Source organism: Candidatus Jettenia sp. AMX1 (assembly GCF_030263775.1).
GTDB lineage: Bacteria > Planctomycetota > Brocadiia > Brocadiales > Brocadiaceae > Jettenia > Jettenia caeni.
Window position 1 is genome coordinate 32,990 of record NZ_SZPP01000013.1, and the last position, 15,048, is coordinate 48,037.

General features: G+C 37.6%; 15 protein-coding genes. 4 read left to right on the top strand and 11 right to left on the bottom strand.

The genetic code is table 11. The features are described 5' to 3' along the window. The first annotated feature begins 168 nt into the window (after positions 1-168). Complete coding sequence (locus FBQ94_RS04820) at positions 169-1,944, top strand: cache domain-containing protein (RefSeq protein ID WP_007221951.1); 1,776 nt, start codon at positions 169-171, stop codon at positions 1,942-1,944. Positions 1,945-2,177: 233 nt separating this feature from the next. On the opposite strand, the gene lhgD is transcribed toward FBQ94_RS04820, so the two are convergent. Next, on the bottom strand, positions 2,178-3,407 hold the full coding sequence (gene lhgD / locus FBQ94_RS04825) for an L-2-hydroxyglutarate dehydrogenase (RefSeq protein ID WP_007221952.1): 1,230 nt from the start codon (positions 3,405-3,407) through the stop codon (positions 2,178-2,180). A gap of 21 nt (positions 3,408-3,428) precedes the next feature. Beyond that, positions 3,429-4,499 carry a DUF362 domain-containing protein gene (locus tag FBQ94_RS04830; RefSeq protein ID WP_007221953.1) on the bottom strand — a complete coding sequence of 357 codons (1,071 nt, stop codon included), beginning with the start codon at positions 4,497-4,499 and terminating at the stop codon, positions 3,429-3,431. Positions 4,500-4,612: 113 nt separating this feature from the next. Between FBQ94_RS04830 and cobK the strand changes: the two genes are divergently transcribed. After that, positions 4,613-5,380, top strand: a complete 768-nt coding sequence (cobK, locus tag FBQ94_RS04835; RefSeq protein WP_007221954.1) for a precorrin-6A reductase — start codon at positions 4,613-4,615, stop codon at positions 5,378-5,380. Then, the gene (locus FBQ94_RS04840; RefSeq protein ID WP_007221955.1) at positions 5,380-6,039 is read left to right on the top strand and encodes a metallophosphoesterase; all 660 of its coding nucleotides are present in this window, start codon (positions 5,380-5,382) and stop codon (positions 6,037-6,039) included. Before cobK ends, FBQ94_RS04840 begins: the two co-directional genes overlap by 1 nt. Positions 6,040-6,183: 144 nt before the next feature. Here FBQ94_RS04840 and FBQ94_RS04845 read toward each other — a convergent pair whose 3' ends face one another. The 7 genes from FBQ94_RS04845 to FBQ94_RS04875 form a co-directional block, all read right to left on the bottom strand. Next, complete coding sequence (locus tag FBQ94_RS04845) at positions 6,184-7,134, bottom strand: MlaA family lipoprotein (protein WP_007221956.1); 951 nt, start codon at positions 7,132-7,134, stop codon at positions 6,184-6,186. A 160-nt stretch (positions 7,135-7,294) separates the two neighbouring features. Then, positions 7,295-7,807 carry a Tgt2/MlaC family protein gene (locus FBQ94_RS04850; protein ID WP_285442011.1) on the bottom strand — a complete coding sequence of 171 codons (513 nt, stop codon included), beginning with the start codon at positions 7,805-7,807 and terminating at the stop codon, positions 7,295-7,297. Positions 7,808-7,914: 107 nt separating this feature from the next. Beyond that, positions 7,915-8,361: an outer membrane lipid asymmetry maintenance protein MlaD gene (gene mlaD / locus FBQ94_RS04855; RefSeq protein ID WP_007221958.1), complete on the bottom strand. Its 447-nt coding sequence runs from the start codon at positions 8,359-8,361 to the stop codon at positions 7,915-7,917. 36 nt (positions 8,362-8,397) lie between these two features. Continuing rightward, entirely contained in the window at positions 8,398-9,144 is a 747-nt protein-coding gene (locus FBQ94_RS04860; RefSeq protein ID WP_007221959.1) for an ABC transporter ATP-binding protein, read from the bottom strand. Between the two features lie 9 nt (positions 9,145-9,153). Continuing rightward, positions 9,154-9,936 (bottom strand): MlaE family ABC transporter permease, encoded by a 783-nt coding sequence (locus FBQ94_RS04865; protein ID WP_007221960.1) that lies wholly within the window; start codon positions 9,934-9,936, stop codon positions 9,154-9,156. 493 nt (positions 9,937-10,429) lie between these two features. Further along, complete coding sequence (mqnC, locus tag FBQ94_RS04870; protein ID WP_040543717.1) at positions 10,430-11,527, bottom strand: cyclic dehypoxanthinyl futalosine synthase; 1,098 nt, start codon at positions 11,525-11,527, stop codon at positions 10,430-10,432. Further along, positions 11,517-12,311 carry a menaquinone biosynthetic enzyme MqnA/MqnD family protein gene (locus FBQ94_RS04875; protein WP_040544136.1) on the bottom strand — a complete coding sequence of 265 codons (795 nt, stop codon included), beginning with the start codon at positions 12,309-12,311 and terminating at the stop codon, positions 11,517-11,519. The genes mqnC and FBQ94_RS04875 overlap by 11 nt, the downstream gene beginning before the upstream one ends. Before the next feature lie 168 nt (positions 12,312-12,479). On the opposite strand from FBQ94_RS04875, the gene FBQ94_RS04880 reads away from it, so the two are divergent. Next, the gene (locus FBQ94_RS04880) at positions 12,480-13,232 is read left to right on the top strand and encodes a hypothetical protein (protein ID WP_285442012.1); all 753 of its coding nucleotides are present in this window, start codon (positions 12,480-12,482) and stop codon (positions 13,230-13,232) included. A gap of 450 nt (positions 13,233-13,682) precedes the next feature. On the opposite strand, the gene FBQ94_RS04885 is transcribed toward FBQ94_RS04880, so the two are convergent. Beyond that, on the bottom strand, positions 13,683-13,988 hold the full coding sequence (locus FBQ94_RS04885; protein ID WP_007221964.1) for a hypothetical protein: 306 nt from the start codon (positions 13,986-13,988) through the stop codon (positions 13,683-13,685). Positions 13,989-14,121: 133 nt separating this feature from the next. After that, positions 14,122-15,030 carry a sensor domain-containing diguanylate cyclase gene (locus FBQ94_RS04890; protein ID WP_007221965.1) on the bottom strand — a complete coding sequence of 303 codons (909 nt, stop codon included), beginning with the start codon at positions 15,028-15,030 and terminating at the stop codon, positions 14,122-14,124. Between the last annotated feature and the right edge of the window lie 18 nt (positions 15,031-15,048).

The window sequence follows — 15,048 nt, forward strand, 5'->3', positions numbered from 1 at the left end:
CTAAAGATAGTGTATAATATTTCATAGTATCTAAGAAATAGACATGTTTCCTTTCAAATCAAACAAAAAGATTCAAAGAGCATTATCTCTTCACACGTAAATTATAGCTGGTTGTTATTTATCTTCTAAGGCAGAGTATTTATACTCACTTCATAAGGAGGAAAAGCCATGTTTAAAACAACCAAATTTGCTATAGCCGCATGTATCTCTTTCTCTTTGCTATCTATAAGCATAGCAAAAATATCCTTTTCTGATACTCTCAATATTATTAGAGAAGGTATTGTAAGAGATTTACAGGGTATCACCCGAAAACAAGGTGAGATTATAAGAACCTGGATGGATGCAAGAAAAAAAGATGCGAGGGTTACTGCCCATAATTTACATACATACTGTGGCACAACAATCCGGGAAAATAAGGAGCCTGATTTTTCAAAGCCCCTTGAATATCTTACTTTTATGAAAGATATATATCGTTACAAGGAAATCTTTATTACAAATCCCATGGGTACGGTTATTCTCTCAACAGATAAAAATAATATCGGACTTGATATAGCTTCTACTCAATATTTTCAAGAAGCACTGAAAGGGAAAACGGTTTTCTCAGATATTATACCCTCAACAATACCTATTGAGAATGAATTGGGTGAGTTGGAATTGGGATTACCTACTATGTTTGTATCAACTCCTATCGATAATGAAAAGTTAGAAATTTTGGGTGTATTAGTTTTTCGTCTGAATGTAGATGATCTCAAAAAATTAATACTACCTATGAAAGCCACAGAGACAGGAGAGATTTATTTAATTAACAAAGATGGGTGCATGCTAACCGAATCCCGTTTTACTAATGATCTTAAGGGAAGCGGTCTTATTACAAAGAGGACATCTTTAGAATTGAGAGTGGCGAATCCCAAAACAGGAAATCTTACCCTTGCTGTTCAACAGTGTTTAAAAGGACTGGAAGGATATGATGACACAGGTTACCTTGACTATCGGGGTATCAGTGTGATGGGTTATTGGACGTGGATGCAGGATTATAATTGGGGGCTTATCGCTGAAATTAATGTGGATGAGGCATGTGATGCGGTGCGTAAATTTTTTCAGGATACAACCATTAAAAATTTGAGAGGGCTTATGCATCGACAGGTTAACCTGGTAAAGATATACATGGAAGGGCATAAGAATAATGTCAGGTCAATTGCCCGTAAACCCCAAACTACTCATTATACAAAAGGTGTGGCATCGGTAGATGAATTTGTAAATGCCTTAAATTATTTAGAGTTTATCAGGGATGAATATGGGTATAAGGGGATATTTATAGGTGACTCTTCTGGAATTATTAAGTTATCGACAGAGAAAAACCTGGTAGGTCTGGATATTTCAGGAGAAGATTACTTTATTGAGGCAAAAAAATATGGAGTTTTTGTGAGTGATGTGGAATCATCAAATACACCAATCGTAAATGAGTTTGGCAAGGCTGAACGCAATGTGCCCACATTTTTTGTATCCGCAATGATTCAGGATAATGCGGAAAATCTTGCAGGTATTATGGTTCTTCGGGTCGATACCATGGAGTTAAATAAGCTCATGAAAAGTATTGAAATCGGCGAAAGCGGAGAAAGTTATCTTATTAACTCGGAAGGTGTCTTCATCACGGAATCCCGTTTTACGATTGAACTTAAAAGGAACGGCATGATACAAGAGAGAACTGCTTTGGAGCTGAAAGGGATTGATCCTAAATCGGGAAGGCTAACAAAGGGGATTACCGCGTGCCTGAGTGGAGGTGAGGGATATGATGCCACCGGTTATAAAGATTATCGGGGTATACCGGTGTTAGGTACCTGGTGCTGGATTCCGGAATATGAGTGGGGTATAATTATTGAGATCGATCTTGATGAGGCATTCCGCAAGAGTTCCGCCTTCTGGGGCATTAAACAATACTTCTAAGAGAGCATCTGTTTCGAGCATCTTCTCTGGGCAATCTCTCTATGAGTGGTAGGAATCATCTCAGTCGTTATTATAAGGAGATGATTCCTACCGAAGTATTTCTAATATGAATGTACCTCTTTTATTATTTTCTCAAAAGTCTGCAAAAAATCCATTTGCTCAAAAGGACGCATCGAAGTTTTTCAGCCAGTTTCGTATACAATCAATATCTATTGCAATCTTTATATCCGCTTCTATTCCTTCCAAAGGATCTTTTCCTTGACCTTATGACCCATTGCTTTTTCTACTTCATCGACAATAAATTTACTAAAGGAAAAGGCAGATGTAAATGCCGGTGATACGGCATTGAGTATATGGGTAGAATTTTCTCCGTGCTCAATAACAAAATCCATTACTAGTTTCATTTTTTCCCTATCAAGTAATTGTGCCCTGATTCCCGGGTTTAAATAATTACCAAATTTATTTATATCAATCTTTTTAACTAAACATGCAGCTTGTTCTGTAAAATATTTCCGGTTATATTTTTTAATCTCTTCAAGGGTTAACTTCCTAAAATCAAAGGCGTTTGTACAGAAGAGTTTCGCTTCATTGAAAAAAATCTCTAAAAATTCATTTATTTTAAAGTTAGAAAGGCTGCTGTAGTTTTCTCTCCAAAAGGCAGGGATTGCTGTAGGGCCTATCTTTACTTTCCCATCTACCGTCTTCGTAAAGTGTACACCGAGGAATGGATTTCCTAGGTTTGGCACAGGATATATATGTTTTTGAATTAAATTATAATCTTTGTATTCCATGTATAACCCTTTAAAGGGAATAAGGGTATATTTGAGACCAACTCCGAACTGATGAGCTGTTTTATCTGCGTAGAGACCTGCCGAATTGATTAAATACTTGAATTTTATCTTAAGGGTATCCGTTTTTACGGTAGAGATGTCTTCCCGTTTTATACATTGCTCATTGAGTAAAATGTCTACTTTTCCTTTTAAATTATCGGCGATATGCTGTACTATCTGTCTTGGATTTACTACTGAAGTTGTAGGTGAATATAAAGCCTTATTGAAAGTCTTCGCATTCGGTTCGAGTTCTGCTAACCTTTTTTCATCGATTAACTCTAAATCTACACCATTTTTATCGCCTCTCCTTTTCAATTCGTAAAGACCTTCTATTTCCTTCTCATCTTTTGCTACGACAATTTTTCCGCATCTGTTTATTGCAAGATTATGCTGCAGGCAGTAATCGGTCAAAAGCTTATTCCCTTCTGCTGTAAACCTTGCCTTTAAACTATCCGGGGTATAGTAAAAACCAGCGTGAAGTACCCCGCTATTCCTACCACTTGTGTGACACGCCAAAGAAGCCTCTTTTTCCAGTACCGTTATACGTAAATCAGGACGCCTGTTATGAAGTTCCCTTGCAGTAGTAAGGCCTACGATTCCACCTCCGACTATCAATATATCTGTTGTTATCATTATTATTTTACCCTCCGATTGTTAATATACCGGCTCCTCTATCTTCAAATGGTAATAAATCTTTTGCATAAGTTCACCAAAACTATGTTTGTTTGTAGCGAGGCATTTAGCTATGATCTTTAACTTTGAGGGATCGCTGATCCCAAGATTCAATTCAATAGCCCTTTTGATTTGCCGTTGTTCCCAAATATTTTTATCGCTGACCCTTTCCAGTCCACCAAATGCCTTAATAATGCTTAACCCTACAGCATCTGCAGCAATCCTATCGCCAGTAATGATAATAAGGTTCGGTGTAGCTACGGTACCTTTTGTTGGTCCACCCCTTATAAAAATCTTTGTCCCATCGAGAATGTTGAGGTGTGGTATATAGGCTAAATTCAGTTCAGCAATGAGCTCATCCCAGGAATTCGGCGCAATAAAAAATGGACGTTGCCGGGGATGGATTGCTCCCATGAAGTTCTTTAGTGCGATAGAATAGTGGGTGTAACCATGGGTCTTAATGACAGGGATATTGATAACCCTGTCAACTTCATAGATGATCTTTGATACAAAAACCTTCTTTAAAAACCTTCCCTGTTTTATGTCTATTTCTACCCAACCATAGTCCTCAAAGGAGATAAATTCCATGCACTCTTTACCGATAGCTTCCCATATGCCTGATTTCATGGCATTTTTCTTTGTGGGAAGTGCGAAAATGGCTGACATATCTCCCACGAATATTTTAGAAACTCCAGATTCATGCAGAAGTCTTATCGTGTGTTTAACTACGAGGGGATTGGTGTTAGATGGATTTGCATAACGATTAACAATGTTCGGTTTTATGAGTATAGACTTGCCTTTTATTCCCAATTTTTCTAACCCGCCAAGGAGTTTTATACCCTCCCTGAGCATAGTATAAATATCATCGCCTTGTACGATAGAAACGAGGGGCTTGTCTTCTTCTTTATAAACATTATAAACAGGTTTCGGTGTGATTTTTTTTACCCTCGGTCTTATAAAAAGGAGCCTGAAGGTATATCGCCATCGTGAGTTTAAAATAAGGAAGATCGATATACCTATGGAATAGAAAAGTGGATATTTTATAATCCGCATGGAAATCCATTCGTTTTAAGGTTGACCGTATGTTGTGTTTTATGTACTATAACACAGACCTCCAGGTGGTTCAAGCTTTTAAGAATTCCTCAACGTAGATAAAGAGAAGTCATATGATTTTAGTGTTATCGGGTACAGAAGAAGGTAAAGAAATTGTCAGAAGCCTATACAAAGAAGGATTCAGCCTTTTGACAACTGTTGCAACGGAGTACGGCAAGAAGGTTTTTGAGCAGATGGGTTTGGAAACTGTTTGTTTACAAGGCCGCCTGGATGCAAATGGATTTGCTCAATTGATAAAAGAGAGAGAAATAGATACGGTGGTAGATGCAACTCATCCGTATGCAGTACAGGTATCTCAGAATGCAATAGATGCTTGCAAAAAAACAAATACACGATATCTGCGTTTCGAAAGGCAAAAGAGAGAAATCTCAGATCATCCGTTAATCCACAAAATAAAGACAATTGAAGATGCCGTAGATAAGGGCAGGTCACTGGGGAAAAACATATTTCTGACCACCGGTGTATCAAGCGTGGATAAATTTATTCGATTAAAGGGTGAAAAAGAGGTCTATGTTCGAATCCTCCCTATACCTGAACATATTGCTTTTTGTCTGGACTCAGGAGTTCCTCCCATGAATATTATTGCTATGCACGGCCCTTTTTCGGAAGACTTAAATCGTGCGATGTTCAGACAATATAAAATCAACACCATGGTGACCAAAGATAGCGGAGATGCAGGGGGGGTACTTGAGAAGATTCATGCAGCGCTGAGCGAAGGAATAGATACTATAGTTATCGAAAGACCTAAAATAGAATTTCCGAAAGTATACTCGTCTGTTCATGAAGTAATTAATTCGGTTAAGATTAGGGAGAGATGTTAATGAAGATTATATCTTTTGGTGATATTCATGAGGATATAAGTAATTTTATAAGAATGAAATTTGTTCTTGAGAAAGCGGATTTAATTGTAATTTCAGGCGATTTAACAAATTGTCATGGAAAAACAGAAGCGAAAAAAGTACTGGAGGCTGTAAAAAAATATAATAGCCATCTTCTGGCACAGTATGGGAATATGGATAAATCAGAGGTAGATGACTATTTGACGCAGGAGGGTATAAATCTGCACGGGAATGGATATGTATTTGAGGAGGTTGGTATATTTGGTTGTGGCGGCTCAAGCCCAACACCTTTTAATACGCCCTCCGAGATAAGTGAAGCTGATATCGAAAGATATTTAATACATGGTTATAACAAGGTAAAAGATGCGCGATGGAAGATTATGGTCTGCCATACACCACCCAAAGATACAGCGACAGATATTATTCGTACTGGTGCACACGTAGGAAGTTATATCGTTAGGGAGTTTATTATAAAATATAGACCCGATGTCTGTATAACAGGACATATTCACGAATCGAGGGGCAAGGATAAGGTGGGCAGCACCACAGTACTGAATGCCGGCATGTTTAGGGACGGCTGGTACATTGAGATTGATATTGATAAGAATGATATATCTGCAGCGCTGAAATCTATTGCTTAAGTTTAGATTTTTCAGAAGACGGAGATTTTCATTATGGAAAATCAAGAGAAAGCAAGATAAGTAAATGTATGGAAGAAAGTCAAAATAGTTACTACGGCTATAATGACTATTATCGTACCTATCAGTAAAATAAGTCTTATGAGATTATTCTTTTATCTTCTTGATTCGATTCTGTATATAAGCATCCTGGAGTGCAATATAAGGGTCTATGGCCTGCGTTGTTATACTCTCATAGGTTTTTCCTTTACCCAGGGAGGTCTCATTGACATCGTCATAGGTCTTGGTTACAAAGCCCTCTATTGGACCGATAAAAAAGGAAATTAAGGTTAAAGGATTGAGGGCTACATCTCCTGCATATCCCACAGTATCACGAATGGTTGATGGGCCAATAAGAGGCCACTGTATATAATATCCCTGTCCAATTTTGTATTTAGCAAGAGTTTGGCCGAAGTCCTCATCCTGCCTCTCTAAATGAAACTTCGATTTTGCCGGATCAAATAGTCCGCCAATCCCTACCGTGGTATTAATAACAAAACGCATTGCTTCCGTACCGGCTCCTTTAAATTTCCCTTGTAAGAGGCAGTTAACAAGGCGAATGGGCATTTTGATATTTAAGAAGAATTGACTAATACTTAGCCGTGCTTTTTCTGGTACCACTTTACTGTATCCTGTGTGCATGGGTTTAAATACATAGTAGTAAGCCTTATCATTAAAGGCATAGATTTTTCGGTTATATGGCTGTATAGGATCTTTAATTACAGAGACATTTAATTCTGTGTCGGCATACTCATATTCCTCATCCTCAATCGTATCCTCATAGGTATCATTATTACTATCTTCTTGATCACTAACGGCTTCCGTGAGTTGACCTTCCGAAGGTTGACTCTGCTCTCTATCAAAAGCACTTTCTAATTCTACCTGGATAGGTTTTAATTCATTATTCTTATTGGCGGTATCTACTCCAGAATCTTTGGTATCTCTCACCATTTCATCAGATTGACTCTCTGAAACAGGAACGGAATCTGTCGAGGCAGAAGCCGTATACAAACAAATTGCAAAAAGGAATAAAAACGCCAATATAGCAGATGTTCTCACTGGTTTACTCCTAAGGGATCTTGAATTAAGCTGCCTTCGGCAGCAACTTATGAAAAAAACAGAGCAATGCAGGGCAAGATTTTAGCCTTGCAAAGGCGCAAACCTAAAAGGTTCTCCCTACGTAATTGAAATTCCTAATCCTTATTATATTTCACTCTTTTTATTTTTGAGAAATAAATTTTTTTTCTTTTATTTTTTGAATGAGCTCTTTATATGATGATTTCAGTAAGATAGTGTTGAATTGACTACGGTAATTATTGATTAAACTTACACCTTCAATAATTACGTCATAAATCTTCCATTTTCCCTGATTATTAATTAAGCGATAATCTATCAATATTTCTGTATTGTTCTTCGTAATAAATTTTGTTTGTACCGTAGAGTAATTTTTATCTTGTTTTTCGGTTATATAAACTATTTTTTCTCCAGAATAGGTGTCAGTTTTTCCTATATAGGAATCTTTGAGAATTACGGTAAATAATTCTACAAATTCTTTTTTTTCTTCAGGAGAGCGTTTTTTCCAGTACTGACCAAGAGTTCTTTTCGACATCTCTTCAAAATTAAAAATGGGTGAAATCTCATTCCACAGTCTTTGCTTCCGTTCTTGTGCCTTGTCTGCTCCTTGCAGAGATGTATCTTTCAGAATAATTAAACCACTATCTATGGTATTCATAAGTAGTTTTCCTGGTTCTCCCTGTTCGCCTGCTATGAGAAAAGTGGATATCGAGAGAACTATACCAAAAAATATTGCTGGTAGAACCTTTCTGCATTTCATAATCTTCACTCCTTTATTTTCCCAAAAACGAGATTTCCTATCAATTTTTCTAAATCTATTGGTGGTTCTGTCTCATACAAAGTACCGCCAGGTTCTATTAATGTATCTGATCCTCCGGGTGTGATTTCTACATACTTCTCTCCCAGAAGTCCTTTTGTTCGGATAGAGGCAATAGCATCTTCCTGGAGTTTTACATCATCCCGAATCAATAAGGTGACTACTGATTCATAATTAACAAGTTTAATAGTATTAACCTTACCCACTTCAACACCTGATATTTCTACTCCGGTATTTTTTTTAAGGCCTTTAACCGTAGTAAAAACGGCTTTTACCGGATAATAATGATCGCCTAAAAGATTGATATTCCCAAATTTTACAGAGATATAACCCATACAGAGCAGGCCAAAAAAAATAAAGATTCCAACAGCAATTTCAACATCGAATTTCTTCATAATATTTGTTACCTTTTTAGAGTATTGAGAATATAGTTATTTTATAACAATAGGGCCTTCCAATTCAGCGTGAATGAACTGATGAATTACAGGATCTTTTGAACCCTTTATTTCTTCCGGAGTACCTGCAGCGAGTATTTTTCCATCATATAACATAGCAACCCGATCTACCATAGAAAAAATTTCTGGAACCTCATGTGTTACTATAATAGCGGTAAAATTAAGGTTCTTCTGACATGTTCTGATCAAGTTATGTACTGCTTTGCCTATAAGGGGATCAAGACCAGTTGTTGGCTCATCAAAAAGGACTATTTCAGGGTGCATAACCAGACATCGGGCAAGGGCTACTCTTTTTCTCATACCGCCGCTTATCTGGGCTGGGTATTTGTTTTCCTCACCGGTAAGGCCTACCCTGGCGAGTTCATGAAACACAGCATTCCTGATTTGCGAAGCCTTCATTTTTGTCTTTTCTTCAAGGGGAAACGCAACATTTTCAAATACAGTAAGGGAATCAAAAAGGGCGCCTCCCTGAAAAACAACACCAAATCGTTCTTTTAATTGTTTCAGGGACTTTCCTCTTAACCTGCTAATATCCTGGTTATCCAGTAATATCTTACCCTCATCAGGCTTTATCAAACCAATAACAAGCTTTAGAAGTACCGATTTTCCCGTTCCACTGCCTCCAATTAAGGCAAGGATTTGTCCTTTTTCTACTTCTAAATTAATTCCTTGAAGTACCTTACGGCCGTTAAAACTTTTATATAAATCGATGACTTTAATCATAGATAACCACTAAGCAACTAATAAAGACGTCATAAAATAATCCCATACCAGAATCATAACCGAAGAAAGCACTACCGCCTGTGTAGTTGCCTTGCTTACACCTTCTGCCCCGTATCCGGTAAAATATCCCTTATAACAGCCTATCCATGTTATCAAGATACCAAAACTCAGGGACTTATAGAAACCCTCGATGATATCCTTCATGGTAACGAAATCCCTAATTCCACCAAAATAGGTTCCCCCTGATATACTCATAAGCCCTACGCCCACAGCATATCCTCCAAAAATGCCAACCACAACAAAAATAGCATTTAAGAGAGGAAGAGATATTATGCCTGCAAGTAAATTAGGAATAATGAGATATTTATAAGGATTTAAGGCCATAGCGTCAAGCGCATCAATTTGTTCGGTTATTCTCATAATGCCAATCTCCGCCGTTAGCGCAGAGCCCGCACATCCGGTAACCATCAAAGCAGAGATAACCGGTCCTAGTTCTCTGATCAACGATAAGGCTACGACAGGGCCTAAACTGGTTTCAGCACCGAATTTCACTAAGGCATAATACGTTTGCAATGCCAAAACCATCCCGGTAAATGAACCTGTCAAAACAACAACGGAAGTACTTTTTACACCGATAAAATAAATTTGCTTAATAATTCTCCGTATTAAGTAAGGGGAGAAGAACATCCAGAATATGGATCGTGCGAGGAAGCACGTCATGCTTCCTAATTCCCTTATGAATTTATGGAGGTAATTTCCGATAATCTTAAATGGGGTAAAGATAAAATTCATAGCAAAAATCTAAATTTACGTTAAAGAAATTCAATCTGTAGTGGCAAGGCGCGTCTTGCCACTGCTGTTATAAAAGTTACGTAGGGCAACTCTTTATGGTTGCTCTCTCCCGTGCGCACATTTATGCGGGGAAGCAAGGCTAAAGCCTTGCCCTACATCGACTCTATTTTTTACCAGAGGCAAACTGATTTTACTGTTTTAGGCCAAATATAAACAATTATGGGCTGTTCAAAAAGCTTTTATTGGTGCAGGAGGCGATGCGGGGTGGTCATTTCGTTCTACCTGGTGCATACAAAACACTTTTTGATGCTATTCTGAATAACCCTGTAATTTTCGGCTATAGTTTATGATATTTTATGTCATTCTCAATGAAGCAAAAAATCCCCTTTAGAAGCACACCCTGGAATACTTTGGGTGGTAATTAAATCATTTAAGGGGAAAGTTGTCAAGAGGGTAAAACAGTATTATTAAAAAAACGTATCCTTTTAAAAATCTATACGGGTGAAGATTCCAAGATACGATAATACAGGTCCCTTTGCATTGCCTCGTATCCGAGATCTTTAATGAGCGATTCTATCTCTTCTTTATCCATTTGGTAGCTTACCCCGGTAGCTCTGACTACATTTTCTTCAATCATCGTACTGCCCATATCATTGGCGCCGAATTTCAACGAAAGTTGAGCGATTTTTGACCCTTGCGTAACCCATGATGCCTGAATATTCTCAATATTATCTAAATACAGACGCGAAATGGCTATCGTCCTTAAATAATCATAACTCCCGAGTAATGAAGTATGGAGTTGAGTATTTTTTGGCTGAAATGTCCATGCTATAAAGGCAGTAAATCCACCCGTTTCATCCTGAAGCCTCCGTATCTTTTCAAGATGTTCGACACGTTCTTCCAGGGTTTCGACATGGCCAAACATCATGGTAGCGGTGGTTCGCATGCCAAGATTATGCGCCTGGCGCATAACATCAAGCCATTCTTGTGCAGTACACTTGTTTGGACTTAAGAGATTACGGCATCGGTTAACCAGGATTTCAGCGCCTCCCCCGGGTATCGAATCAAGTCCTGCTTCATTGAGTTTTTGAATAATATCCAATACAGGGAGATTATTTAATTTTGAAAAATGGATAATCTCAGGAGGTGAGAAAGCATGGATATGAATATTATATCGCGCCTTGATAGATTTAAGTATATCTACATAGAAATCCAGCCTCAACGATGGATGCAGGCCGCCCTGCATAAGGATTTGCCTACCGCCCAAAGATAAGGTCTCTTCTATCTTTTTAAACAAAGAATCTTTAGAAATGATGTACGCGCCGTTTTGTTCAACCTCTTTGTAAAAGGCACAGAATTTACAGCCTGATGTGCAGATATTCGTATAATTAATATTCCGGTCAATAATGTAGGTCCGGTAATTTTCCGGATGTTTTTTCCGTGAAATTTCATCCGCCGCCATTCCTAAACTGGTAAGTTCTTTGACAGAAAACAACTTTAAGCATTCTTGTGAGGATAATCTCTTATTTTGTAAGGATTTATCAAGAATATCTTCAATCTCATGAAATGAATAGGACAAACTAGGTTTCATTGAAAACAATCTTCACTCCCTGTGGGGCAAGCCCTAAAGATACAGCGTAATGATAAAATGTTTGAAGTCCTTTTATTTCGTTTTTGCCGAGATTGTATTTCATAGAGTTGGTAAGATAGTTCAAACATTTCTCGTAAGGAAACCGGAGACGCTGCGATTCATCGGCTGCTATCGTTTTAACCAATTTCATACCACACTCCTTTGCATTTTGTAATAAAATGTTTATATCTGGCATACGGTGAGTCTTCTTAACAGCCCAAACGGCATAAACGAAGGGAAGGCCGGTATATTCAAACCATGCCTGGCCTAAATCCAAAGTGAAATAACCATTGTCACTGGCTCTCATAGCATTATCTCCAATGATAAGAACGGCGTCAGTATCTATACGGGAAATGTCGTATTGATTATTCCACGATGTATACTGAGGAGAAAGATGATAGTATTCCTTAAAAAGGATCTTCGTGAGTGTACAGGAAGTTAAGGAACTTTTATCTAATGCTGCAGTTCTAATGTTTTGTATCGGTACCTTTGAAAATATCTTTACACTCTCAACAGTTCCCAGCGAAGAAAGAGAAATATTGGGTACGATTGCATAATTGCCATTCCTGAAATATTCAATGGAAGGAATGATAGCTACATCAATATGATCATTATTCAACATCTCCGGGAGAAGCGAAGGTACTTCAAATAGTAATTCAACAGAATCCGATTGTTGAGTTAATGTATAAATCAATGGTTTGGCGTTCATATAAGGGACAACACCAATCCTGAGTTTTTTCGTCATTATACGCTTGCCTAAATAGTCTTTCTGGTATAAACTAAGCTCTTGCAAAATAGAACCCTCTCATAGCTTTAGTAACATGCAAAATTTAACAATGTATTGTATAGAACTTTTATTAATTCTTCAATAAAGAATTACGAAAATCATTTTAAAATGAAAGGAGCCGAAGGAGTGAATAGGATATCTTGCAAGATTTTCTCATTAAAAGGATTTTTTGCATATCTGGTTATTTTTTTAGCCATGTATTGTATTGTTATGTATGGTTATGTTTCTGCGGAAGGACAGACAAACTATAGTAAGGATTTTTTTGATCGTGTAGAACCAATAAAAATGAAAGACCCTTTAGCTGTTGTACTTGGGGCAATGGAGAAGGGGGAGGTTTTTACCTTTACGTATGCTGATGCCGTAAAATCTGCAGGGCATTCTTGCCCGGCAGTTGCTGGCGCCTATAAGTCTACTCAAATGGTGTTGAAGTCCCTGTATGGTGATGAAGTGCCGGTAAGAGGAAATATAAAAGTTACTTTTAAGGGGGAAGTTAATTATAAGGTAAATGGACCAATATCACAAATAGTAACGCTCATAACAGGGGCTTCCGGTGAAAATGGATTCAAAGGGCTTGGGCCTGCCGGAAAATACGGAAGGTATAATTTAATGGTTTTTGATAGGGAGCAATCACCTGATCCCAGGGCAGTTTGCTCTATAATATTTCAAAGAACTGATAGCGGGAAAGCGGTAGAAGTAACGTATTATGTTGAACCGATATCAGGTAGTGAGCGGATGGATAAGCTTATGCCTCTGGTAATTTCTGGTAAAGCTTCTGAGGATGAATCGAGGGAATTTGGTATCCTATGGCAGGAACGTGTAAAAACTATTCTTTTAAATCCACCGCAGGGTACGTTCCTGATAAAGGAGTTGAAGGAATAGATTGTATAGGAATTTCCATTTTCATGAAGCGGGTTTGCGGTAGGGCGGATTAAGCGGAGCGAATCCGCCTTTTTGTAAATATCAATAATTTTATGAGAATTATGGTAACATAATAGTTTTTTAAAAAAATACCGTGAACAGCTCCGTTGGGAGCGAAATATTTACAGACAAATCATTCTGCCACAATCCAGCTCCATCGGAGCGACATGGTGTTGCTGTGTTTCACATGCCGCTCCGATGGAGCTAAGGTTTTGTATACCACATGTTTCTATAAACATTTCATCCCTATGAGGGTATTTTTCAAAAACTACGTGGATATGAGTTCAAAAACTACGGTGTTACGAGTTACGGAACATTAAATTTAAAAGGCGCTTTTGTATCATATCGATACAAAAGCGCCTTAAATTTTATAATATCTATTTTTTGGTAAATTATAAAATGCGTGTTTTCTTAGTGATGATGATGTTCTGTTTTCTCACAGCATTTTTCATTTCCTTCTTTACAACCCTTTTTAAATGTGGCCTCACAACCTTTGCAACATAACGTAACCGTTTTTCCTTCGCATTCCACCGATATTCCTTTATCTTTTTCAACAACTTTTCCACAAACAACACATTTATTTTCCGCTCTTTCAGAAGCGGAAGCCTCTTTACTGCCACAACAACCTTCACCTGCAGAGGTGGTTTTAATAGCATAAGAGGTAATTAATGCACAGGTAATTCCCACAACACTGAAAAAATATCCAATACGCTTCATCTCTTTTCTCCTTTCAAAATAGTAACTTATCTATGATACAGATATAATAAATTCTACCTACTATAAAGTATTTTAGTTGCTAATAAAAACAAAATTATATCCCCGAAAGTTTCAAAATTCTCAAATTCTTAACTTAACCTATTGATGTACGATTTCTTCCGGAAATCTTGCTACAGTACATAAGCTTATCAGACCGTTCCAATAATGTGTTTACTGTATCATCCGGTTGCGCAATTGTAGCGCCAATAGAGATAGTAACCTGGATAATATCTGATCCTATAGAAAAACTGGAATATCCAACAAGGGCATGAAGTTTCTTTGAAATAAAATGCAATCGTTCTTTATCAACATTTGGAGTGATTGCGATAAATTCTTCTCCACCCCAGCGGCCTACAATATCAGATGTCCTAACAGAATGTAATAGTGTCTTCGTTACCATTTTTAATACCTTATCTCCAACACTATGGCCATATGCATCGTTTATTTTCTTGAAGTGATCAATATCCATGAAGAAAATTCCAAAAGATCTGCCGTATCGGCACAATTCATCCAATTTGCTTTGTATGTTCATCTCGATATAGCGTCTGTTTGCCAACTCTGTAAGTGGGTCGAGTAATGCCATTTTCTCAAGGTCTTTAATTCTCTGATTAATGAGAAGCTTTGGTGTATTGTCACTGAATATTTCAACTGCCCCGGTAATATGTTCGTTTGAGTCGAGAAGTGGCGCTGTACGTACGAAAACAGGTATCCGATGCCCTTTTTTGTGTTGGATATATACTTCTACTTCGCGGGGTCTATAATCCCTTATTGTTTCAAACAACGGACATGCCGTTGTATAAAATTTAATACCACACGTATCAACATGATTGAGCACAGTATCGACACATCGTTTTCCTACTACCTCAGAACTCATATATCCGGTAATTTTTTCTGCCCCTTTATTCCAGTAAAGAATCTTTCTTGTACAATCAACAAAGTAAACCCCATCACACAGGATTTCCAGGAGATGTTTATATAGATTATTATCTACTGATGCTGTCATTCGAATGTATTCAATATA